General features: G+C 63.6%; 22 protein-coding genes. 7 read left to right on the forward strand and 15 right to left on the reverse strand.

Features of this window, described 5'->3' with window-relative positions; translation table 11 throughout:
* Positions 1 to 99: 99 nt before the first annotated feature.
* Together OVY48_RS02790 and OVY48_RS02795 are read right to left on the reverse strand one after the other, a co-directional pair.
* Positions 100 to 1,314 (reverse strand): heparan-alpha-glucosaminide N-acetyltransferase domain-containing protein, encoded by a 1,215-nt coding sequence (locus tag OVY48_RS02790; protein ID WP_313921784.1) that lies wholly within the window; start codon positions 1,312 to 1,314, stop codon positions 100 to 102.
* A gap of 313 nt (positions 1,315 to 1,627) precedes the next feature.
* Complete coding sequence (locus OVY48_RS02795; protein WP_313921785.1) at positions 1,628 to 3,046, reverse strand: aldehyde dehydrogenase family protein; 1,419 nt, start codon at positions 3,044 to 3,046, stop codon at positions 1,628 to 1,630.
* A gap of 125 nt (positions 3,047 to 3,171) precedes the next feature.
* On the opposite strand from OVY48_RS02795, the gene OVY48_RS02800 reads away from it, so the two are divergent.
* The 3 genes from OVY48_RS02800 (at position 3,172) to OVY48_RS02810 (ending at position 7,235) form a co-directional block, all read left to right on the forward strand.
* The gene (locus OVY48_RS02800) at positions 3,172 to 3,633 is read left to right on the forward strand and encodes a MarR family winged helix-turn-helix transcriptional regulator (RefSeq protein ID WP_096062836.1); all 462 of its coding nucleotides are present in this window, start codon (positions 3,172 to 3,174) and stop codon (positions 3,631 to 3,633) included.
* Positions 3,634 to 3,733: 100 nt separating this feature from the next.
* The gene (locus OVY48_RS02805) at positions 3,734 to 5,827 is read left to right on the forward strand and encodes an acetate--CoA ligase family protein (protein WP_313922051.1); all 2,094 of its coding nucleotides are present in this window, start codon (positions 3,734 to 3,736) and stop codon (positions 5,825 to 5,827) included.
* Positions 5,828 to 5,912: 85 nt separating this feature from the next.
* A complete protein-coding gene (locus OVY48_RS02810) occupies positions 5,913 to 7,235 on the forward strand; it encodes an MFS transporter (protein WP_313921786.1) in 1,323 nt (440 codons plus the stop codon).
* 184 nt (positions 7,236 to 7,419) lie between these two features.
* Here OVY48_RS02810 and OVY48_RS02815 read toward each other — a convergent pair whose 3' ends face one another.
* Genes OVY48_RS02815 through OVY48_RS02830 form a run of 4 tightly spaced genes read right to left on the reverse strand, consistent with a single transcriptional unit; the run spans position 7,420 to position 10,389 of the window.
* Positions 7,420 to 7,776 (reverse strand): dihydroneopterin aldolase, encoded by a 357-nt coding sequence (locus OVY48_RS02815; RefSeq protein ID WP_096062838.1) that lies wholly within the window; start codon positions 7,774 to 7,776, stop codon positions 7,420 to 7,422.
* Positions 7,773 to 8,633 (reverse strand): bifunctional methylenetetrahydrofolate dehydrogenase/methenyltetrahydrofolate cyclohydrolase FolD, encoded by an 861-nt coding sequence (gene folD, locus OVY48_RS02820; protein ID WP_313921787.1) that lies wholly within the window; start codon positions 8,631 to 8,633, stop codon positions 7,773 to 7,775. Before folD ends, OVY48_RS02815 begins: the two co-directional genes overlap by 4 nt.
* 5 nt (positions 8,634 to 8,638) lie before the next feature.
* The gene (gene purU, locus OVY48_RS02825) at positions 8,639 to 9,493 is read right to left on the reverse strand and encodes a formyltetrahydrofolate deformylase (RefSeq protein ID WP_313921788.1); all 855 of its coding nucleotides are present in this window, start codon (positions 9,491 to 9,493) and stop codon (positions 8,639 to 8,641) included.
* A 26-nt stretch (positions 9,494 to 9,519) separates the two neighbouring features.
* On the reverse strand, positions 9,520 to 10,389 hold the full coding sequence (locus OVY48_RS02830; protein WP_313922052.1) for a methylenetetrahydrofolate reductase: 870 nt from the start codon (positions 10,387 to 10,389) through the stop codon (positions 9,520 to 9,522).
* 98 nt (positions 10,390 to 10,487) lie between these two features.
* Between OVY48_RS02830 and OVY48_RS02835 the strand changes: the two genes are divergently transcribed.
* Both OVY48_RS02835 and desA read left to right on the forward strand, forming a co-directional pair.
* Positions 10,488 to 11,219, forward strand: coding sequence for an alpha/beta fold hydrolase (locus OVY48_RS02835; protein ID WP_313921789.1), 732 nt, complete (start codon positions 10,488 to 10,490; stop codon positions 11,217 to 11,219).
* A 43-nt stretch (positions 11,220 to 11,262) separates the two neighbouring features.
* The gene (desA, locus tag OVY48_RS02840; protein WP_069064139.1) at positions 11,263 to 12,663 is read left to right on the forward strand and encodes a syringate O-demethylase; all 1,401 of its coding nucleotides are present in this window, start codon (positions 11,263 to 11,265) and stop codon (positions 12,661 to 12,663) included.
* A gap of 52 nt (positions 12,664 to 12,715) precedes the next feature.
* Here desA and OVY48_RS02845 read toward each other — a convergent pair whose 3' ends face one another.
* Positions 12,716 to 12,874, reverse strand: a complete 159-nt coding sequence (locus OVY48_RS02845) for a hypothetical protein (protein WP_162182198.1) — start codon at positions 12,872 to 12,874, stop codon at positions 12,716 to 12,718.
* Here OVY48_RS02845 and OVY48_RS02850 point away from each other — a divergent pair.
* On the forward strand, positions 12,873 to 13,709 hold the full coding sequence (locus OVY48_RS02850; protein WP_313921790.1) for a MipA/OmpV family protein: 837 nt from the start codon (positions 12,873 to 12,875) through the stop codon (positions 13,707 to 13,709). The two genes, OVY48_RS02845 and OVY48_RS02850, sit on opposite strands and share 2 nt — an antisense overlap.
* Positions 13,710 to 13,933: 224 nt before the next feature.
* On the opposite strand, the gene OVY48_RS02860 is transcribed toward OVY48_RS02850, so the two are convergent.
* The 5 genes from OVY48_RS02860 to OVY48_RS02880 all read right to left on the reverse strand — a co-directional run bounded on the left by OVY48_RS02860 (position 13,934) and on the right by OVY48_RS02880 (position 18,125).
* Complete coding sequence (locus OVY48_RS02860; protein ID WP_313921791.1) at positions 13,934 to 14,581, reverse strand: glutathione S-transferase; 648 nt, start codon at positions 14,579 to 14,581, stop codon at positions 13,934 to 13,936.
* Positions 14,582 to 14,871: 290 nt separating this feature from the next.
* A complete protein-coding gene (locus OVY48_RS02865) occupies positions 14,872 to 15,633 on the reverse strand; it encodes an IclR family transcriptional regulator (protein WP_313921792.1) in 762 nt (253 codons plus the stop codon).
* Between the two features lie 15 nt (positions 15,634 to 15,648).
* Positions 15,649 to 16,038, reverse strand: a complete 390-nt coding sequence (locus tag OVY48_RS02870) for a nuclear transport factor 2 family protein (protein WP_313921793.1) — start codon at positions 16,036 to 16,038, stop codon at positions 15,649 to 15,651.
* Positions 16,035 to 17,162, reverse strand: a complete 1,128-nt coding sequence (locus OVY48_RS02875; RefSeq protein ID WP_313921794.1) for a cobalamin-independent methionine synthase II family protein — start codon at positions 17,160 to 17,162, stop codon at positions 16,035 to 16,037. The genes OVY48_RS02870 and OVY48_RS02875 overlap by 4 nt, the downstream gene beginning before the upstream one ends.
* Positions 17,163 to 17,279: 117 nt before the next feature.
* Complete coding sequence (locus OVY48_RS02880; RefSeq protein WP_313921795.1) at positions 17,280 to 18,125, reverse strand: p-hydroxycinnamoyl CoA hydratase/lyase; 846 nt, start codon at positions 18,123 to 18,125, stop codon at positions 17,280 to 17,282.
* Between the two features lie 135 nt (positions 18,126 to 18,260).
* Between OVY48_RS02880 and OVY48_RS02885 the strand changes: the two genes are divergently transcribed.
* Positions 18,261 to 18,851: a TetR/AcrR family transcriptional regulator gene (locus OVY48_RS02885; RefSeq protein WP_313921796.1), complete on the forward strand. Its 591-nt coding sequence runs from the start codon at positions 18,261 to 18,263 to the stop codon at positions 18,849 to 18,851.
* Positions 18,852 to 18,860: 9 nt separating this feature from the next.
* On the opposite strand, the gene OVY48_RS02890 is transcribed toward OVY48_RS02885, so the two are convergent.
* The 3 genes from OVY48_RS02890 to OVY48_RS02900 all read right to left on the reverse strand — a co-directional run bounded on the left by OVY48_RS02890 (position 18,861) and on the right by OVY48_RS02900 (position 22,961).
* Positions 18,861 to 19,244 (reverse strand): c-type cytochrome, encoded by a 384-nt coding sequence (locus tag OVY48_RS02890; protein ID WP_037475544.1) that lies wholly within the window; start codon positions 19,242 to 19,244, stop codon positions 18,861 to 18,863.
* A gap of 113 nt (positions 19,245 to 19,357) precedes the next feature.
* Positions 19,358 to 20,284 carry an alpha/beta hydrolase gene (locus OVY48_RS02895; RefSeq protein WP_150125691.1) on the reverse strand — a complete coding sequence of 309 codons (927 nt, stop codon included), beginning with the start codon at positions 20,282 to 20,284 and terminating at the stop codon, positions 19,358 to 19,360.
* Between the two features lie 52 nt (positions 20,285 to 20,336).
* The gene (locus OVY48_RS02900; RefSeq protein WP_037475539.1) at positions 20,337 to 22,961 is read right to left on the reverse strand and encodes a glycoside hydrolase family 3 C-terminal domain-containing protein; all 2,625 of its coding nucleotides are present in this window, start codon (positions 22,959 to 22,961) and stop codon (positions 20,337 to 20,339) included.
* Positions 22,962 to 22,965: the final 4 nt, after the last annotated feature.

Raw genomic sequence — 22,965 nt, forward strand, 5'->3', positions numbered from 1 at the left:
AAATGCTGCCCGTCGTTACGCCATCGATCCTGGTGAAAACCCCGAAAAATGGCCGCCTCCGATAAGGAAGGCGGCCTGCGACCCGGAGGGTTCATGCCCTCAGAGATATTTGAGCCACCATATATCCTTGCGCCGCTGCTTGAGCTGCGCAAACCAGCGGGTGGGATAGTAAAGCGGCAGGATCAGCAGCGCGACCCAGATCCAGACGGTGGACAGGTTGTCGACCCCGAACACCGTGCCCTTGGTCGGCCCATAGAGCGCCAGCGCGACATTGTAGATCAGCTTGAGCACATAGAGATGCAACACATAATAGAACATCGGCGCGCCACCCAGCAGCGCCAGATGCGGCATCACCCGGCTATTCTCGAACTTCTCGAACAAAGCGAGCAGCAGACAGCCGGTGCCGACCGTCGGCATCAAAAACAGCAGCGAAGGCGGATATTTGGTCAGTGCGAGGAAGCTCATCACCGTGCGCGTCGAATTTTCCGCAACGAACCACGGCTTGTCGCCATAGACATTGAGATAGCGGATCAGCACGAAGCCCAGCACCAGCCCAAGGCCGGTCATCGCCAGGCGCCGGATGCGCCGCTGCGGATCGCTACCCTTGGCGAACCATGGTCCGCAGGCATAGCCCAGCAGGATGACGCCGATCCATGGCAGGATGGGATAGGTGGTCTTGACCGCGATGCCGCCAAATTCAATCAGCGAGCGTTGATGCAAGATCGCCCAGGCGACATAGCCCGGTTGATCGGCCGTCAGCCGGATCGGGTCGAGCAGATTGTGCAGGCACACGATGGCCAAGCCCACCGCAAACTGGGCGACGCGCGGCAGGTGCAGCAGCGCGGCCAGCGCGATCATCGAAATCCCGATGGCCCAGATGACCTGCAACCAAATCGCCGTCGGTGGGAAGGCGGGGGCTTGGGTTGGCCAGGCATAGCCGACCACGGTAAATTCCAGGACGATCAGGAAAAGCCCGCGCTTCAGCAGAAATTCCGACACCTGCCCCTTGCTGTGCGACTGGCCATAGAGCCAGGCGGACAGGCCGGTGAGCGCGACAAAAGTCGGCGCGCAAAAGGTCGACAGCAGGCGGGTGTAGAACAGCCCCGGATCAGTCGTGTTCGCGTCCACCGGGTCAGTGACCTGCATGTAGAGGAAGAATGTCTCCCGCACATGATCGACCAGCATGAACAGCATGACCAGGCCGCGCAGCGCGTCGATCGCGATCAGGCGGGTACGCGCCTGGGCTGTGGCCATGGGCGACGTGGCGCCGGGGCTGAAGGCGGTGGGGGGCGCGTGGCCCGCTAAGCTGCTCATGGCGTCTGTCCCTTTTCCCCGTGGTTCGTTGCGGCACCGCCCGAACCAATCATGATACCCTGTATCATCTATGATCTAGCTTCGCCTCCTCCGAGTAGCAAGCTTCATTGCGACAGGAAGAGGTGGGGAACACAGTCACCGGATGCGCGCCGAAACGCCACAACCAGGGATTGGTCCCAAGGGTTGAGGCTATGATGACTGCACGAACGAAAGTGTCGAATATGTCGAATGACTAGGTGGATTATGTCAAAAAAAGGGGGTGAAGAAGCGTTGCGCTCCTTCACCCCCGCTAATGCCTGTATCCGTCAGCCGTTCAGGCGTCTTCGAGCGCAATGGCGTTGACGATATGCGCCTGGGTATATTCCAGCAGCCCGGCTTCGCCCAGTTCCGCGCCCAGGCCCGATTGCTTGACGCCGCGGAAGGGAATGTTGGCGTCGATCGCCATATGCTGGTTGACCCAGACCGTGCCGGAATCGATCCGCATCGCGACATCGGTCGCCCGCGCCAGATCCTTGCCCCATACGGTGCCGCCCAGGCCATAGTCGCTGTCATTGGCGCGGGCGATCACATCGTCAATATCGTCATATTTCAGCACGGGCAGCACCGGGCCGAACTGTTCTTCGCGCACCAACGGCGCGTCGTCATCCAGGTCGCGAACGATCGTGGGCGGCATGAAATAGCCCGGCCGGTCGAGCGCATCGCCGCCCGCCAGCACGGTGCCGCGCGTCCGCGCGTCGTCGATCAGCGCCTTGACCTTGTCGAACTGCATCTGGTTCTGGATCGGCCCAATCGTCGTGCCTTGCTTCGACCCGTCATCGACGATCGCCGCCTTGGCAAGCTTGGCCAGTTCGTCGCAAAATTCGTCATACATGGGGGCGGGCACATAGGCGCGCTTGATCGCGATGCAGATCTGCCCCGCATTGGTCATCGCGCCCTGATAGACTTTCTGCGCCACTTGCCGCGCATCGACATCGTCCAGCACGATCGCGGCGTCATTGCCGCCCAGTTCCAGCGTCACGCGCTTCACCGTCCCGGCCGAGGATGCCATCACCTTCTTGCCGGTGGCGGTCGATCCGGTGAAGGCGACCTTGGCAATGTCGGGATGGCCGGTGATGAGCGCGCCCAGCTCATTCTGGTCGCAGACGATGTTGAGGACGCCGGGCGGCAGGATCGCCTGCGCCATTTCGCCGAACAACAAGGTTGTCAGCGGCGTCGTCGGCGCGGGCTTGGCGACCATGCAATTGCCGGTGACCAAAGCCGGCCCCAGCTTGTTCATCAGCAGGATGACCGGGAAGTTCCAGGGCGTGATCGACGCGACGACGCCCAGCGGCGTGCGATGTTCGACGACGCGGTTGCCGCCTTCGTCCTTCAGCACCTTGGGCTCGACCCGCATCGCGGCAAAGGCCCGCAGGGTGAAGACGCTGCCCATGATCTCATAGCCGGCCTGGTCGAGCGGCTTGCCCTGTTCGCTGGTCAGCAGGCTGGCAAATTCGCCGATTCGCGCTTCCAGCGCATCGGCGAGCTGGTTGACGAGCGCGGCACGCTCTTCGATCGGGGTAGCCGCCCAGCCGGGCTGGGCACGCTTGGCGGCGGCGACGGCGCGGTTCAGCATCGCCTCGTCCGCTTTGGGACATTGGGCGAAGGCAGCGCCTGTCGCGGGGTTAACGACGTCGAACTGGCTGACACCGGGCGTCAATTCGCCATCGATCAGCATGCGGAAATCATGGTCCATCGCTCTTCTCTCCTGCATTATCCGGTCACGCGCCTTGCGTCTTGGCTATCGCTTTCCGCGCTGGCGCGTTGTAGCATATATTTGTGCGCTAAGGATACAATATTGGCAAGGGATGATTGGAGCGGATGAACCAAGGGACCGATCTGCGCGGATTGATAGGCTATCAGATCCAGCGCGCGCACCTCGTCATGGGGGCGGACGCCCGCGCCGCGCTGGCGCCGTTCGACCTGTCGCCGGCCAAGTTCACCGCGCTGCTGCTGATCCGCGATAATCCGGGCTGCGACCAGACGGCGCTTGGCCGAGCGCTCAGCGTCAACCGGTCCAGTGCGATGAAGCTGGTCAACATATTGGAGGAGCGCGGGCTGGTCGAACGGCGGGCCGGACGGGATCTTCGCACCAATGCGCTGTTTCTCCTGCCCGAAGGGGAAGTTCAGATTGGCGCGATGATCGAAGCGGTGCATCAGTCCGATGCCCGGATGACCCAGGGTTTGAGCGGCGAAGAGGCTGAACAACTGCTGGCGCTGCTGCGCAAGATCAGCGGGGAAGAGCCTATATCGGACAGCGAAGCGGACACTGGTATCGCCTAAACGGGTTGCGTAAATTGTATCCCTGGCGCACAATGTTGCCAACATTGGGCGGCTGATTCGAAGCCTTGCCGCCTGTAGGGGAGGATCGCGCGTGACCGACATGATGAACCTGGACCGGCTGCTGCGGCCGCGATCAGTGGCGATTATCGGCGCATCGGACAAGCCGGGCGCGCTCGGCGCATCGGTGCTGGCCAATTTGGAGCGGCAGGGCTTTGCCGGGGCCATTCACCTCGTAAACCCAAAGCGTACAGAGATTGGTGGGCGGCCCTGCGTCGCGTCCGTGGATGACCTGCCCGAAGGCGTCGATGCCGCGATCCTGGCGATCCCGCGCGTCGGCGTGCTGGACGCGATGCGCGGCTTGGCCCGGCGCGGAGCGGGCGCAGCGGTGATCTTTTCGGCTGGTTTTGCTGAAGATGGCCCGCAGGGCCTGGCCGACCAGGAGGAAATCGCCCGGATCGCCCGTGAGGCGGCGATGGTGGTGGAAGGCCCCAATTGCCTGGGCCTTGTCAATTTCCGCGACAATGTCTCGCTGACCTTCATCGATATGCCGCCAGCGCGCGCGCAGGGTGACCGGCGCGTGGGCATCGTGTCGCAATCCGGCGCGATGGCCGCCGTGTTGGCGACGACGATGATCCATCGCGACGTGCCGCTCAACTGCTATATCTCCACCGGTAATGAAGCGGCCAGCGGGATCGAGGATTATCTCGCCTATCTGGTCGATCAGCCCGACACCGCCGTCATCGGCATGATCGCCGAACATATTCGCGACCCCGCCCGTTTCCTTGCCGCCGCGCGCGCGGCGCGGGCAGCGGGCAAGCAAGTCGTGCTGCTGCATCCGGGCCGCAGCGCCGCTGGCGCGGCGAGCGCCGCTACCCATACCGGGGCGATGGCGGGCGATCATGCCGTCATGGCGGTGCATGTCGAACGCGCCGGGGTGATCCTGGTCGATTCGCTCGAAGAATTGGGCGACGTGGTCGAGATTTTGGCGCGCAACGCGGTGATCGGCACGGGCGGCACCGGCGTCATCGCGGAATCGGGCGCGTTCAAGGCGATGATGCTCGACCTGTCGGAAGCGGTCGAGCTGGACCTGCCTGCCTTGAGCGATGCCGACAGCCCGGCGTTGCGTGCGGCCCTGCCCGATTTCGTGCCGGTCACCAACCCGCTGGACGTCACCGCGCAGGGGCTGGTCGATCCGGGCCTCTATGGCCGCACCTTGTCCGCTTTGGTGAACGATGACCGTATCGGTACGATTTTGGTGACGCTGATCCAGACCGCGCCTGCGACATCGCACATCAAATTTGCCGCCGTGCTGGATGCCCTCGCGACGCTGCGTCCGACCAGGCCGATCATCATCGGCGGCGTCGATGAAGGCGGCGGCGTGCTGGACGCGGACATTGCGGCGCTACGCGAAGCGGGCGCGACCTATCTCCCCACCGCCGAGCGCGCCGTCCGCGCGCTGGCGCGGATCAGCGGCGCGGCGGCGCGCGATTTCGCGGCTGAACCACTCAATGCCGAACCTGTCGCTGATCTGGCACAGCTAGGCAGCACGATCCCCGAATATCGCTCGAAAGAGATTATGGGCGCGCGCGGCATTGCCTTCCCCGCCTTCGCATTGGCGCAGACGCTGGAAGAGGCGGTGCTGGCAGCGGATCGCCTCGGCTATCCGGTCGTGCTGAAGGCGCAATCGCCTGAGTTGCCGCACAAGAGCGATGCCGGCGGCGTGATCGTCGGCCTCAAGAATCGCGAGGAGCTGGCCGATGGCTGGGCGCGGCTCGCCGCCAATCTGGCCGCGTCGCGTCCCGACCTGATGCTCGACGGCGTGCTGGTCGAGGGGATGGCGGACAAGGGCGTCGAACTGATCGTCGGCGCGCGCAACGACCCGCATTGGGGCGCGACCATCCTGATCGGCTTTGGCGGTGTCGCGGCCGAATTGCTGCACGATGTCTGCCTGCTCCCGCCCGACCTGCCGCGCGCCGCGATCATCGCGCGCATTCGCAAACTACGCATGGCCCCGTTGCTCGATGGCTTCCGTGGCGCGCCGGTCATGGACATTGAAGCGGTCGCCGATGTGGTGCAGCGGCTCGGCCAGATGGTCGCGGCGACCCCGGCGATCCGCGAGGTCGATCTCAACCCGGTGATCGTCTATCCCCAGGGGAAGGGCGCGCTAGCGCTCGACGCGCTGATCTCGCTCTGACACGGACGAGGCACCGGCGATTTGACTTGGCAAATTGTTTCGCCAGCATACAATGGCGCGACGAACGCCGGAGAGAATGTCCCCCATGTCGAGCATAACCCTGCCTGCGGATGATCCGCGCAGCATCCTGGCAGACCGGCCGATGCGCCTGCCGCAGGTGGTGGCGATCTTCATCTGCTTCCTGCTCAATGCGCTCGACGGGTTTGACGTGCTGGCGGTGACTTTTGCCGCGCCGGGCATCGCCAAGGATTGGGGCGTCGGACCCAGCGCGATCGGCATCATCGTATCGACCGGCCTGGTCGGCATGGTGATCGGGTCGCTGACGCTCGGCCAATTGGCCGATCGCATCGGGCGGCGGCGGCAGATTTTACTGTGCTTGGTCATCATGACCTTCGGCATGCTCGCCTCCGCCTTCGCGACAGGGGTGGTGATGCTCAGCATCTTGCGCATCCTGACGGGCCTGGGGCTGGGCGCGATGCTGGCGGCGATCAATGCCATGTCGGCCGAGTTCGCCAATCGCCGCCGCCGCGACCTGGCCGTCAGCATCATGGCGGCGGGCTATCCCGTCGGTGGGATCATCGGCGGCTGGGGCGCAGCGCAATTGCTGCGCACCGACGGCTGGGAAGCGATCTTCCTGTTCGGGGCGGGCGCGACGGCACTGATGATTCCACTCGTCCTGATCTTCCTGCCTGATCCCATCGGCTGGCTGGCGACGCGCGGCGCGCCCGATGCGCTGGCGAAGATCAACGCTATCCTGCGTCGCCTGAGCCAACCGCAAGCGGCGCAACTGGTCGCGCTGAACCTGCCCAAGGCGTCGATGCGCGCGCTGTTCCTTGATCGCTACCGGGTCATCACGATCGCGCTGATCATCGTCTACGGCCTGCATATGATGACCTTCTACTACGCGCTGGGCTGGGCACCCTCGCTGGTGGTCGATCTGGGGTTCGACCCTTCGCGCGCCAGCATCGTGTCGGTCTTCATGAATATGGGCGGGGCGATCGGCGGGCTGACGCTCGGCTTCCTGTCGCCCTGGCTCGGCCTGCGGCGGTTGTTGCTGCTGGCCATGGCGGGCGCGGGCATCGCGGTGGCCGTGTTCGGCGTGGTGCCGGGCGACTTCCTGTGGTTGCAGATTGCCGCCTTCGTACTGGGCTTCCTCGCCAATGGGTCGGTCGTGGGCCTCTACGCGCTGATCGCCAATGTCTTCCCGACCACCTTGCGCGCGACGGGCACGGGCGCGGTGATCGGCTTCGGGCGCTTCGGCGCAGCGCTTGGCCCGTTCCTCGCGGGGCAATTGCTGGCCGCCGGGGCCGGGCGCGGGTTGACCTCGCTGCTGCTGGGCTTGGGATCGCTGGGGGCTGCCGCCGTGCTGCTGGCGGTGCAGATGCGCAACGCCGATGAAAATGGCTAGGGCAGAGCCGCGTTAGATAGCGCAGCATCCGTTCGTGCTGAGTAGCGACAGAGCTTGTCGAAGGCGCGTATCGAAGCATCAAGCGATGCGCTTAATCCTTCGATACGCCATTTCGACTTCGCTCAATGGCTACTCAGGACGAACGGGGTGAGTAACGTCACATATTTTGAGTAGGACTGCGCGCTTAGCCCCGGCGGACAGTCACTTCGGCCCCGGCCATGCCGCGGGTCAGGGCGAAGGGTTTGTCGACGCTGACCCGCGCTTCGACGACGCCGTTCATCGCCAGGCAGCAAGCACCCAGCCTTTGCGCGAACATCTCGATCAACGGGATATGCACCAGCGCCAGATCTTCGGCGGCCTGCGCCACTTTGCGATAATCGACCGTCTCGCCGATCGCCTCGACCTGACCAACCGCCAGCGTCAGTTCGACCGAAATGACCAGCGGTTGCCGCCGTCCGATCTCGTCCGGGTTGATGCCGATATCGGCCAGTAGGGGCAGGTCGCGCACCCGGACCTTGGTCGTGCAGATATTGTCCGTCATGCCCTCGCCCTTTCCGCCGCCAACACCGTATTGTGCAACAGGCAGGCGATGGTCATCGGACCCACGCCGCCCGGCACTGGCGTCACCGCCTTGGCATGATCCAGTTCTTGCGTCGCGCAATCGCCGACGATCTGCGATGATCCGTCCGCCTGTGCGATGCGATTGATGCCGACGTCGATCACGATCGCGCCGGGCTTCACCCAATAGCCGCGCACCAGATGCGGCGCGCCCGCCGCCGCCACGATGATGTCCGCCTTGCGCGCAATGTCGGGCAGGTGCAGCGTTTCGATATGAGTGACGGTCACCGTCGCCTCCCGCTCCAGCAGCAGCATGGCGACCGGCTTGCCGACGATATTGGATTTGCCGATGACCACGGCATTGAGGCCGCGATAATCATCGATCACGCTGTCGAGCAGCCGCATGATGCCAAGCGGTGTGCAGGGCACCAGCCCGCCCGTGCCGGTGGATAGTCGCCCGACATTGACCGGATGGAACCCGTCGACATCCTTGGCGGGATCGATGCGGTCCAAGACCAGCGCCGCGTCGATATGGGGGGGCAGGGGCAGTTGGATCAAAATGCCATGAATGGCCGGATCCCCGTTCAACTGGTCGATCAGCGTCAGCAGGGCATCCTGCGGATGATCGACCGGCAGCCGATGTTCGACCGACCGGATGCCGACGCGCGCGCATTCGCTGATCTTGCGGCGGACATAGACCTGGCTTGCCGGATCGTCGCCGACCAGCACCACTGCGAGCGCGGGCGGCTGGCCTGCCTGCGCGACGATGGCCGCGACGCGCGTCGCCGTTTCGTCCGACAGGGCGCGCGCCATGGCGCGCCCGTCGATGATCTGCGCCATGGGCCTCAGGCCTTGAAGACGACGGTGCGTGCGCCGTTGCGGAACACCCGGCCCTGCAGATGATGCTGCACAGCGGTCGCCAGCACGCGCCGTTCGATATCGCGGCCCTTGCGCACCAGGTCGTCGGGCGTGTCGGCATGGTTGATGGCTTCGACATCCTGATGGATGATCGGCCCTTCATCCAGGTCGGCGGTGACATAATGAGCGGTCGCGCCGATCATCTTGACCCCGCGCGCATGGGCCTGATGATAGGGCTTGGCGCCCTTGAAGCCGGGCAGGAAGCTGTGATGGATGTTGATGCAGCGGCCCGACAGGAAGCCCGCCAGATCGTCGCTCAATATCTGCATGTAGCGCGCCAGCACGATGAGGTCGGCGCCGGTTTCCTCCACGATCGCCTTGATCTGCGCTTCCTGCTGCGGCTTGGTATCCTTGGTGATCGGCAGATGGTGGAACGGCACGTCGCCGATCAGCGATATGGTCAGCGCCTCGCGCGGATGGTTGCACACGATGCCAACCACATCCATGTTCAATTCGCCGATGCGCCAGCGATAGAGCAGGTCGCCCAGGCAATGGTCGAACTTGCTGACCATCAGCAGCACCTTCTGCCGCTCGTTGCGACGGCGCAGGTTCCATTCCATGCCCCGCTCATCCGCCAGTCCGGCAAAAGCGGCCCGCAGCGTTTCCACGGCGTTGGGGGCAATCTCGAATTCCACCCGCATGAAGAAGCGATCGGTCAGCTTGTCGTTGAATTGCTGCGCGTCGGTGATGTTGCCGGCCTGCTGGGTCAACAGGGTGGCGACATCGGCGACCAGACCCGGCCGGTCGTCGCATTGCAGGGTCAGGGTGCAGATTTCACTCACATCGCTTCTCCGGTAATCATGCGCGCTCAGTGGCGGGCCGTATAATCATTGATCCATTCGACGGTCTTGGTCAGGCCGCCAAAGGGGTAGAAGTGCAGGCGCACCTTGCCATGCTGGTCGCCAAGGCCGCTGGCAAGCGCATCGACCAGCTTGTCGGGACCGGCAGTACCGATCAGCTTGGTGATCGAAATGCCATATTTGGTCAGCACCGATGTGGATGCCCCGACGCCGCATCGGGCGGCAAAGCGCATCAGCGTCTTGATGCCCGCTGGCCCCGGAATGCCGATCCGCACCGGCGCGTCGATGCCGCGCTGGCGCAATTCCGCCAGCCAGCTTAGCACCGGGGCCGCATCGAAACTGAATTGGGTGACGATCAGCGGGGCCATGCCGCGCTGTTCGATTTCCGCGCATTTTTCTGTCAGCACGGCAAAGCACTGGTCGGGCGTCATATTGGGGTGCCCCTCCGGGTGGCCGCCAACGCCGATCGCCTTGATCCCGGCGCGCTCGAACGCGCCGGTGCGAATGAGCGCCATGCTGTCCGAATAGGGGCCGGCCGCTTCGGGTGGGTCGCCCGCGATCACGAAGCAGCGCTGGACACCCGCTTCGCGCACGACCGCGGCCAGATAGGTTTCGAAATCATCGCCCGATTCCAGCCGCCGTGCGGAAAAATGCGGCATCGGTTCGAACCCCAGCGACCGCACCAACTTTGCCGCAGCAATGCGCGCTTCCAGCGATTCGCCGGGCAGGAAGGTGACGGCCACCGGCGTTTCGGCCGCCATGGTCGGCGCGGCCTCGCGCAGCGCGTCGATGTCCTTCGCGGTGATCTCCAGCGAATAGCCATCGGTCATGCCCTTGGGCGGCAGATCCCAGTTCGGATGGATCGACGGCAGGGTCATCATTCTCTCCCATGATGGTGTTCGGGCTGGGCCACGCGGCTTTCCTCGATGCATTTTCCTCTAGCGCAGTTGCTTACATTCGTATAGATGAAATTTTCATGAGTGCGAAATCATCTGAACAGGACGGCACTGGCAGCCCTCTCATCATCCTTCCGGGGCTGATGTGCGATTCGCGCATGTTCGGCGCGACGCTCGCCGCTGTCCCAAGCAGCCGCGCGATCGACGGCTATTATGGCGGTGCGGACCGGATCGAGGCGATGGCCGACCATGTGTTGGCGCATATGCCCGCGCGCGTGGCGCTGCTCGGCCATTCCATGGGCGCGCGTATCGCATTGGAAGTCGTGCGCAAGGCCCCCGAAAGGATCGAGCGGCTGGCGCTGGTCGATACCGGCGTCCACACGCCCAAGTCCGGCGAGCGCGAAGGCCGCTATGCGCTGCGCGACCTTGGTCGGACGCAGGGCATGGCTGCGCTGGTGGCGCAATGGCTACCGCCGATGCTCGGCTTTGCGGGCCTGCGCAACGAAGCGCTGATGGACAGCCTCTATGCCATGACCGTTTCTGCAGGTTTGCCAGTCTATGAGGCGCAGATCGAAGCCTTGCTCAACCGCCCGTCGGTTGATGCACTGCTGCCGACCATCGCCTGCCCGACCTTCGCCATGGTCGGGCGACAGGATCAATGGTCGCCGGTCGCCCAGCATGAGGCGATCGTCGCCGCCATTCCCGGCGCGCAACTGCGCGTTGTCGAAGGGGCGGGCCATATGATGCCCGCCGAAGCGCCAGAGGCGTTCAACCAGATATTGCGGGAATGGCTGTCATGGCCGCTTGCATGAGTGACGATTTCAGTATGTTTTCCGTGTCTAAGGAGAGAATGGAATGAGTGGTAAATCCCTGCAGCAACTGCTCGACGAAAAGGGCGACATCGTCGAATTCCTGCGCAACCAGCAGGTCGGTCCCAACGCCTATCCGGGCGTGCCTGGCGAATATAGCAACTGGCGCGACGAACAGCGCAGCTGGGCGGAAAGCTCGGTCCTGTTCAACCAGAGCTTCCACATGGTCGACCTACTCGTCACCGGCCCCGGCGCGTTCGACATGCTGTCCTACCTCGCCCCCAACAGCTTCAAGGGCTTCGTGCCGAACCGCGCCAAGCAGTTCGCGCCTGTCACGCCCGAAGGCTATGTGATCGGCGACGTCATCCTCTTCTACCTGGAAGAAGAAAAGTTCGAGCTGGTCGGTCGCGCACCGTCGATCGAATGGGTCGAATATTGGGCCTCGACCGGCAAGTGGGACGTCAAGGTGGAACGCGACGAGCGCACCATCGCCCGTCCGCTCGACCAGCAGGGCTATCGCCGCAATTATCGCTTCCAGCTGCAGGGCCCCAACGCCATGCCGGTGCTGGAAAAGGCGATGGGCGAAACCCCGCCGGACCTCAAATTCTTCCACATGGCACCGATCATGATCGCCGGCGTCGAAGTGCGCGCGCTGCGTCACGGCATGGCGGGCCAGCCGGGCTATGAGCTGTTTGGCCCCTGGAAGGATTATGACACCGTTCGCAATGCGCTGATCGAAGCGGGCAAGGATTATGGCCTGACGCTGTGCGGTGGCCGTACCTATTCGTCCAACACGCTGGAATCCGGCTGGATCCCCTCGCCGCTGCCCGCCACCTACACCGGTGAAGGCTCCAAGGCGTTCCGCGAATGGGCGAGCGAAAACAGCTATGAAGGCAAATGCTCGCTCGGCGGCAGCTTCGTCTCCGACAATATCGAGGATTATTACCTCAACCCCTGGGAGCTGGGCTATGGCATCATGGTCAAGTTCGACCATGACTTTATCGGCCGCGAAGCGCTGGAAAAGATCAAGGATCAGCCCCACCGCCGCAAGGTGACGCTGGCGCTCGACAATGAGGATATCGTCCGCGTCATGAGCTCGATGCTCCAGACCGGCGACAAGGCCAAGTTCCTGGAATTCCCCAGCGCCGTCTATTGCATGCATCCCTATGATGCGGTGCTGAAGGACGGCAAGACGGTCGGCCTGTCGACCTGGATCGGCTACACCATCAACGCTGGTCGCTTCCTGGCACTGGCGATGGTCGATGCCGAATTCGCCGAGCCCGGCACCGAAGTCACCCTGCTCTGGGGCGAACCCGATGGCGGCACGTCCAAGCCCACCGTCGAACGCCACGTCCAGACCGAAATCAAGGCGATCGTTTCCTCGGTCCCCTATTCGGAAGCCGCGCGCGACAATTATGCCGACGGCTGGCGCACCAAGAACGCCTGATCGCTTTTCGTGAGCGGTAGGAACGGGGGATGCCGCAAGGCGTCCCCCGTTTTCATTTGGGGACGGGAAAATCAGTCTGAATCAGAAAGCAAGCAAGGGTCTCACCCAAATTCTCCTGCGAAGGCTGGCGTTCATGGCATGATCGATTAGAAAAGGCCGTCGCCGCGAATTGTTGGGCATCATCGACGGTTGCCGAGAAAAGGATGAACATGCGCTATCTCTTGGCCATCGCCGCCCTGGGTGCGGGCCAGCCCTGTTTTTCCCAGACGGCAGAGACGCAGCCGACAACGGTAGCGGGTCGGCCCTTGGACGGAAACGAAGCAGGATGGAGCGTGACGATCGGCCTGGCACCGGTCCTTAGCCCCGCGTGGCAAGGGTCGCGAGACATGGCTTTGTCGATCTTCCCCGATCTGCGGGTCAATTATGGGGACGTGATCTTTGCTTCGATCCCTGAAGGATTGGGATGGAACGCCGTCAACACCAACGGGTGGAAGGCCGGTCCGCTGGCCAAGGTCCGCTTCGGACGTGACGAAGAGCGCGGAGGATCGCCTTTTCTGATCACGGGCGGAAGCGACGGGCTGCGTGGCATGGGCAATGTCGCGGCTGCTGCCGAATTGGGCGGCTTCGTTGAAAAACGCATCGGCCCCTGGCGCGGCCGTTTGGAAGTCCGCCGCGGCTTTGGCGGACATGAGGCCGTGATAGCGGACGGGGCGATATCGTATCAGATGCGCAGCGGACGCACGATCATCAATGTCGGTCCGCGCGCCACGGTCGTCGGCAAACCCTATATGGACAGCTATTTCGGCATCGATGCGATTCAGTCGCTGCGATCCGGGCTTGCTGCCTATTCGCCAAAGGGCGGCTTGCTGTCTTATGGTGTCGGTGGTTCGGCGCTTCGCCCGCTGAACCGGCAAAGCGCCATCACCCTGTTTACCAGCCTCGATCGATTAGGGAGCGAGGCCGGTCATTCGCCGCTCGTCCGCGAGCGCGGGCGGAGAGTGCAGTTCACATTGGGCATCGGTTACGGCTTCCGCTTCAACCTTTGACGGTTCTGAACATCTGAGTGCGCTGCTACCCTGCGAATGATTCGTAGATGACTAAAATCGCGGCGACCGCTATTGCTGTGCCAATCATTCCAGCTCATCGCTGCCGGAAAACCCGCCAAAATCGCCATCACAGCCATCATGCGAAAGCTCATCGTCACCGCAAATGCGCTACTCAGGGCAGATCGTCTCTGGACCACAGCATGCGCTTGACCATCACGGATACTCTATCGGTCCGGGTCGCTTGCCTGCCAGCGCACACGCACAGGCGCATCCCCCGGCCGCCACGGCGAAACGCGCATCATGATCGCACCGAACAGGTCCGACGTCAGATAGCTGGACAGCCAGCTTCGAAGGTTGGGCAGCGACTGCATGGCAAACCAGGCCGGGTCGACAGCGGCGAACTGCCGCACGAACGGGATGATCGCGGCATCGGCGAACCCGCGCGCCGGGCCGCATAGATGCGCGGACCTTGCCAACCGTTGTTCGATGTCGAGCAGAAATGCCAACCCGCTCGCGCGATGCGTTTCCGCCTGCGTGCCATGGCGGTCGGGATATTTGTAGCGATCCAGATCATGTTTGAACGCGCCATCATTGGCCGCCACGAGCGCGGGATCGTCGCGGCTCAGCCAATCCTCTGGATCATGCTGCGCCAAAGCCCATCGCATGATGTCGATACTCTGGTCGATGACGGTGCCATTGGGCAGAACCAGCACAGGGACGGTGCCCTTGGGCGAAGCGGCCAACATCGCGTCGGGCTTGGCCGACAGCTTCACTTCGCGCAGTTCGACCTCCACGCCACTCACCGCCAGCGCCAGCCGCGCCCGCATCGCATAAGGACAGCGGCGAAAGCTGTAGAGAATCGGTGCTGGCATGCTCCGGTCACTCATGTTGGAGCCAAGGATAGGCACGGCATCAAAACCCCTTCCAATGTAGGATTTCCTCTGATCTATCCTGATAGATGGACCGGCCCGCCAAAGCACGCCCAACGCACGGCATAGCCACGCATAGCCGGTGTCGCACAACTGGCGCGTCGCCGTCGCGTCACTGTGACCCAATAGTGGCGTCAGCCTTACCTGGACGGTACGTTGCCGGGACTATTGACGCACTATTGGGCCTTTTCACCCGACGACATCGTGAACTTCGCGCTGTGACGCTTGTGTCGCTAAACCGGCGGCGCTTCGGCAGCGGTGAAGAGCGCGACCGCCTGTTCCAGCCGGGCGACGGCGCGGGTTTCCAGGTCCGGGGTGAAGCGGGGCAGGGGGATGGCGACGGCGAACGCGCCGACCGCGACGCCATCGACCACCGCCGCCATGCCCAGGCCGCAAATGCCCGGCGTATATTCCTCGCGCGTGCGCCCGACGCCCGACGCCCGGATGGTCGCCAGTTCGGCACGCAATGCCTGCTCGTCGGTCACGCTTTGCGGGGTGAACGGCTCCAGCGGCACCTGCGCGAAATAGGCGTCGATCTCGTCGTCGCCCAGACTCGCGAGCAACGCCTTGCCCGCCGCCAGGCTGTGCATCGGAATGCGCGTGCCCACGCTGATCGAATAGCGCAGCGACTGTTCCGCCGTCTCGGTGACGATCGCCACCAATTGCCAGCCGTCGCGCACGAAGAAGGAGGCGGTTTCGTTGGTCTGCGTCCGCAGCGCTTTGACCAGCGGCCGCACCTTGTCCGCCAGCGACAGGGCGACCCGTGGCGACCCCAGCCGTGCCAGCGCCGGGCCGGGCAGGTAGCGCCGCCCCTCCCGCGCCAGATAATGCCGCTCCACCAATGTCGCGAGCAGATAGGACAGGCTGCTCACCGGAATGGCGAGGCCCGCCGCAATCTCCTGCGCCACCACACCGGCCGGGCGCGCCACGACATATTCGATGATGTCGATGGTCCGCATCGCCGATTTGACGGTGGATGGCGTGGTGGCATTCATGATGGGCGCCCTCCGTTAAAAGGTCAGGCTACCGCGCCGTTCGGCAAAGCGCCATCCCGCCGCGGTCAGGACGAAACGGTCGTGGAACGATCCGACCTTGGGCGCGCCTTCGCCGGTGAACAGCAGCATCGCGCTTTCGCCGACGGCTTGCGTCGGGCTGGTCACGTCGATCACGACGTTGGAACAGACATGCCGCGTCGTCCGCGCCGGTCGGGCGAGGAAGGCGGCGAGGATCGCCGCGCGCCCCCGCGTCCAGTCGTCCGGCGCGGTCGGGCGCGCCATCCGTCCGTCTTCGGCATAGAGGTCAGCCACGCCCTGCCAGTCGGCCGCGTCGTTGAGATTGGCGTAGCGGGCGATCAGCCTGGCGCAATCCGCCTCGATCGCGCGGCGCTGCTCCTCGTTCACAGCCGCGCGTCCGCCAGGTCCGCACCGGCGCGGAGCGAACGCAGCTTCTTCCACGTCACCGCCGGGTCGATCTTGCCATATCCGGCAAAGGTGCCGAAGCCGCAATCCGTGCTGGCGACCACTCGATCCTTGCCGACGATCCCGGCAAAGCGTTCGATTCGCTGGGCAATCAGTTCGGGATGTTCGACATAGTTGGAGCAGGTATCGATCAGGCCGGGGGCCAGGATCTTGTGATCCGGGATGGTCGCGTCGCGCCATACCGCCCATTCATGTTCGTGGCACGGATTGGCGGCTTCGAACAGGACGGTGGCCGGGCGCGCGGGCAGGATGATGTCGATCACCTTTTCCAGCGGAATGTCATGATCATGCGGGCCTTCATAATTGCCCCAGCAGATGTGCATCCGCATCCGTTCGGGCGGAATATTGGCGGTGGCGGCGTTGAGCGCATCGACATTGGCGGACGCGATCTTGAGGAATTCCTCGTCGCTGGCATCCTGATAGCCGGTGTGGCGCGACATCGCCAAATCGGGGCAATCGAGTTGCAGGTCGAAGCCTGCCGCCACGATCGTCTCATATTCCTCGCGCATCGCATCGACCAGATCGGCCAGATAGGCTTCGTGGCTGGGATAATGGCGATTGACCTGGAAGGCGGTGATGAGGCCGGGCGACGCCGCATTCATGAAGGCGCGCACGCCCTCGCCATGGGGCGCGAGCGCCGCCTTGAAACGGCGGATGTCGTCATGCAGCGGCTCCAGTGTGACCAGTCGGACCGGGCCGATGCAGGACGCGCGGGTAAATTCCTGGGAACCCATGATCCCAGCCAGCTTCTGCCGCAATTCGGGCAGCGGGGCGAGGTCGGCGGCGGGCCTGCGGTCGATATGGCCGCCAAAGCCGGTCAGCCGCTCGATCATATAGGTAGAATAGCCGACCTTGCCCAATTCGCCGTCGCTGACGATGGTGACGCCGGCGTCGATCTGGGCAGTCACCGCGTCGGTAACGGCGGCCTGAACTTGCGTGTCAAAGGCCTGTGCGTCATAGGGTTCGCCCTTGTCGCGGGCCAGCAACAGCGGGGTCAGGGCGTCGCCGCGCGGCAGGCTGCCGACATGGGTCGTGGCTATGGGCATGAAAATCCTCCTCCGGTTGAAGGACATTCTGCCACAAATTCATGGATGTGGATATATCGCAAACATGAAAATACGCACCGGGGCGGACCCCGGTGCGTTTCAGGACGATCGGGCTGCTCAGCCCTCGGTCGGTGCCTTCGCCTTGGTCAGGTCATAAGCACCCAGACCCGGCTTGTAGCTCTTTTCGTCGATGAACTGGCGGATGCCTTCCTTGCGGCCTTCGCTCTTGTCGTGGAAATTGGCCGCTTCCTGCATGCGGACCAGATAATCTTCCGCCTCGTCATAGGTCATGGTGCTGACCCGGCGCACCGCATCCTTGGCGAATTTGAGCGCGACCGGGTTCTTGGCCAGCAGCTTGTTGGCGACCTCGCGGGTGCGGTCCTTGAGCTGGTCGAGCGGCACGCTTTCATTGACCAGCCGCATCACCGACGCCTGCTTACCGTCGATCAAGTCGCCGGTCAGCGTCAACCACATCGCATCGCGCATCGGCAGCAGGTCGACCACCACCTTGGTCACGCCGCCGCCGGGCAGGATGCCCCAGTTGATTTCGGACAGGCCGAACTGCGCTTCATCGGCGCAAATGGCGAGGTCGCAGGCAAAGAGCGGGCCGAAACCGCCGCCAAAGCACCAGCCATTGACCATGGCGATGGTGGGCTTTTGATACCAGCGCAGGCGGCGGAACCAGCCATAGCTTTCGCGCTGCGACTTGCGTACGCCGCGCAGGCCGTCGGCTTCGGTCTCACGGAAATATTCCTTCAGGTCCATGCCCGCCGACCAGGCCGTGCCTTCGCCGCTCAGCACCAGCACGCCGACATCGTCACGAAATTCCAGCTCGTCCAGAACCTCCATCATGCGGCGATTCAGTGTCGGGCTCATCGCGTTGCGCTTGGCGGGGCGATTGAAATTCACCCAGGCGATGCCGTCCTCGACCGCAAAGGAAACGACGTCTTCTTGGTTTTCCATGATCCTGCTCCCGATAGAATGTATGCTTGGGATACAGTAAGCCGAGGGAGAGTTGCAAGTGAATAATGCAGTGCCCCTTTCCGCACACGCCAAGGCGGATGATCTATCGCGATCGAATATGCTAGGTCGCGCTGCATGAGCAGGACAGACGCACAGGCCAAGGGTGAAGACACGGACGGCGCGGGCACGCGGCGGGGCCAGATATTGGCGATTGCCGCGCAGCTCTTTGCGCGCAAGGGCTATCGCGGCACGTCGATGCGCGACATCGGCGAAGCGGCCGGTGTGCTGGGTGGCTCACTCTATCACCATATCAAATCGAAGGACGCGCTGTTCGTCGAACTGCATCACGCTGCGCTGGATGGGGCCGAAGCCCGGATCGCAGCGGCCGTGGCGGCGCAGGATGATCCTTGGGCGCAGCTGGAAGCAGCCTGCGGCGCGCTGCTGGAAGTCCAGCTCGATTCCGATTCGCTGACCATGCCGATGATGAATGATTTTCGCGAAGTGCCCGACGCCGTGCGCGAGGCGCTGGTCGAACGGCGCGACCGGTTCGAACAATTGTTCCGCGCTATCGTCGCCGCGCTGCCGCTACCGGCTAAGATCGACCGGTCGCTCTATCGCAATCTGCTGCTGTCGCAGCTCAACAGCGTCGCCGACTGGTATCGTCCGGGGCGGCTGAGCCCAAGCGACATCGCCGCGCAGATCGCCCGTCTCTACCGCCATGACTGACGCTGGACGTTATTTCGTGGCGCTCTTGAGATATGCGATGAGATTGGCGCGGTCCGCAGCCTGCGGCACACCGGCAAAGGCCATGCGATTGCCCGGAACGACAGCGCTGGGTTTGGCGAGGAAGGCATCCAATGTCTTGGCGTCCCACCGTATCTTCGCCTTTTGCATGGCGGGCGAGTAAGTGAAACCTGCGATGGTTCCTGACGTCCGCCCAAACAGGCCATTGAGCGCCGGACCCATTTTCTTGGGGCCAGGCTTCACGTCATGGCAGAGCGCGCAACGGGCAAATACTATCTTGCCCTTCACGGCATCGCCTGCCTGCGCGAGGGCCGCTACAGGCGTGATTGTCGCCAAGGCAAGCAAAGATCCGGCAAAAATACGCGCTATCGTCATTATCCGCTCTCTGTCCTTCTACCCGGATTCGCAGGCTGCATGCCCAGCGTTATCGAACATGCAGCCTGAACGGTAGTGGAACATTGACGCAGAGCGTAGGTGAATGAATAGGCCTAACGCGTGAGCGCGCCGTGCGTCCCGATCCAGCGGACGAAGGCATCGAACCAGCCGGTGCTGGTCGTGTCCTTCTGATACATGCCAAAGCCATGGCCACCCCGTTCGTAGAGGTGGAATTCGGCCGGGCGCTTGGCGGCACGCCAATCGTCGATCAGGGCGATGCCGCCATTGGCGAAGAAAGGATCGTCGGCGGCCAGGGCCACGAACAGCGGCGGCGCGTCGGCCGGGACTTTCATGGAGGATAGCGGGCCATAGATATTGCCGATGAAAGCAGGCTTGGCATCTTGGCCCGCCAGCGCCGTCGCCATGGTCAGCATGGCCCCGGCGGAAAAGCCGACCATGCCGATCCGATCGGCATCAACGCCCCATTCGGCCTTGCGCTGACGGATCAGCGCGAAGGCGGCGCGGGCATCGGCGATCTGGGGCGAGAGGTCGCCGAAATTCGGGTCGGGGGCCGGGCGGGGTGGTCGAGTGCCGGGAGAAAACATCTCCTGCATCGACTTTTCAAAGGCCGGCATGTCCGCTGGCGTCTGGCGCAGGCGATATTTCAGGACGAAAGCCGCGACGCCGCGATCGGCCAGCGCCTTGGCCACATCCCAGCCTTCATTGTTCATCGACAGGGTTCGAAACCCACCGCCCGGCGCCACGACGATGGCCGCGCCGGTTGCCTTGGCGGGATCGGGCAGGAAGGGGGTGAGGGTTGCGACCGTGACGTTGCGGGCAAACAGGCTGCCATATTGGCTGTGCCAGGACTCCTTGGCCGTCGCACCGGGGAGGGCGGGCGTTCCGAGTTCAATGGCGGTCGGCTGGGCGGGGATGGCGATCGGCACCATCTTGTCGTCCTGGGCCTGGGCCGCGATCGGCGCTGTGATGAGCCAAGTGGCTGCTCCGATCATTGTGGCGAAACCAACTATGCGTTTCATCTGCATCTCTCCTTTGCCTTTTATCTATTTAGCTGTCCCAAATGGCCGCCTGTCATTTTGGCAGGTCGACCCTCTCGCGGATGGTGTAGCCGACGGTCTGGACCGGACTGCCGGTGCCCGGCTGCCCGCCGCCGATGCTCAATTGATAGTCGCCGGGGATGAGCGCGCGCACGCCGTCTCGCGTCACGAAGCTCAGGTCACGGGGCGACAGGGTGAAGGCGACTTCCTTCCCTTCGCCCGGCTTGAGCGATACGCGGGCAAAGCCACGCAGGGCGGTGCGGGGTGCGCCATCGAAGCCGGGGGGCGTCACGTAAAGCTGGACGACATCATCGCCCGCCCGTGCGCCGCTATTGGTGACGACCGTCCGTACGGTCAGCCCGTCCTTGGCAATGGCGTCGGTCGCGCCCAGCGTGGGCGCTGCATAGCTGAACTGCGTGTAGCTGAGCCCATGGCCGAACGGATAGACGGGCGTGCCCTTGAAATAGCGATAGGTGCGTCCGTCCATGCTATAGTCGGTAAAGGGCGGAAGATCATCGACGCTCTTGTAGAAAGTGACGGGCAGGCGTCCGGCCGGATTGGTCTTTCCCGACAGGACATTGGCGACCGCCAACCCGCCCGACTGGCCGGGATACCAGGCCTCGACGATGGCCGAGGCATGATCCTTGGCCCAGGATAGATCGACCGCGCTGCCGTTCATGACAACCACGACCAGCGGTTTACCCAGCGCCTTGGCCTTTTCCAGAAAGGCGCGCTGATCGCGGGGTAGGTCGAGCGAGGTCTTGTCGCCGCCGATAAAGCCCTCGATCTTGACCGGCATTTCCTCGCCCTCGATATCGGACGTCAGGCCGACGACGGCGACGATCACATCGGCATCCTTCGCGCCGTCCGCCAGGTCGCGATCGACATTGTCGGAAATGCGTTTCCAGAAGATGGTAGGGCTGGGCGCGATGCTGCTCTCCCCCTGGAGACGGATGGCATAGCGCTGGCCCTTGGTCATGCGAACCTCGGTCAGGTCGAGCGGTTCGGCCCAGCGGGAATAGTCTTCGGCGCTGACCACGGCTTTGCCGTCGAGCGAGACGGTGCCTTTGACGCCGGTCAGTGCGACGCGATACAGCCCGGTTTCCGGCGCGACCAGATAGCCGGTCCAGACGACCTTATAGCGTTTCGACACCTGCTGGAATTCACTCGCGCGGGAAACGAGGGTGTTTTCCACGCGGGTCAGCACGGGCTTGGCTTCGAAGCCGTCATCCCCGCTGGCATTGAAATATTCGGCGCGCAGACCGGGCTTGCCATCCGGGGTCAACAGCGCGGTGCCGGGAACAGGATCGCCATCGGTAATGGAGGGGCCAAAGGGGATGAGGGTCAGCGCAGAGCCGGGCATCGCCTGCCGGATGCCGTCGGCTACCGAAATGGGCGGGGCGCTGCGGGGCGATGAATAATTGCCGCGCAAGACGCGCGTGGCGTCGGCCAGCGGGCCGGCCAGGGCAATCTTCGTTCCGGCCTTCAGCGGCAGGATGCCGTCATTCTTGAGCAGGACCAGGCTCTTTTCCGCCGAGGTCAGGGCGAGCGCCTGATGTTCCGCCGTTCCGATCATCTTGACCGGCATGGCATTGGGCTTGCGGCTCGACAGGCCGGGGAGGTCGCCATTGCGATAGCGCGCGGAGAATAGCCGGACGAGTGCGGTGTCAATGTCGCTCATGCCGATATAGCCGCGCGCGAGCGAGGCTTTGTAGCGATCGCCCAGACCTGTCTGGCCATTGAGCGTCGCATTATTGCATTCGCTATCGACACCCTGGCGCAGCGCGACCGCGACACCGGTTGCGGCGTCGGGCGCAAATTTATGGTTGTCGTAAATATCGACTACGGCGTCACAATCCGACACGACATAGCCGGTAAAGCCCCATGCATCGCGCAGATAATCCTGCAACAACATGGGACTGCCGCAGGCGGGTTGGCCGTCGACCCGGTTATAGGCGCACATGATCGACCCGGCCTTGCCCTCGACGATAGCGGCACGGAAGGCGGGCAGGTAGCTGTCTTCCAGGTCGCGCTTGGTTGCGAAGATATTATCGGTGTGGCGGCTCGGTTCCGGCCCGCTATGGACGGCGAAATGCTTTGGTGTGGCGACGATGTCGGGCAAGTCAGGATTGTCGCCCTGCATCCCCTGGATGAAGGCCACGCCGATTCGGGCCGTTAGGAAGGGGTCTTCGCCATAGGTTTCCTGGCCGCGGCCCCATCGGGGATCACGGAAGAGATTGATATTGGGCGACCAGGTATTGAGGCCCGTGCCGATCTTGCCGAGATGCCCAGTCTGGCGACCGAGGGTGTGAAGCGCCTGCACCTCCGTACTGATGGTGGCCGCGACCGTCTTGATCAGCGGCGCATCGAAGGTGGCGGCAAGGCCGATGGGTTCCGGGAAATTGGTGGTCGGAACCGCGCCCATCGCGCCATGCAGCGATTCGGTCCACCAGTTATAGGCCGGGATTTTGAGCCGGGGGATGGCCGGTGCCACGTTGAGGAGCTGTTCGACCTTTTCGTCCAGCGTCAATTGATCGACGATCGCCCGCGCCTTGGTATCCGCCTCTTTCCAACTGTCATTGGCCATAGCTACGCTATGCGCAGTAAAGCCGGCCAGGATCATCGCGCCCGCAGCACAGCGTAGCAAAGATGCCTTCATCCTC

This window comes from Sphingobium sp. SA2, from assembly GCF_032227065.1.
Taxonomy (GTDB): Bacteria; Pseudomonadota; Alphaproteobacteria; order Sphingomonadales; family Sphingomonadaceae; genus Sphingobium.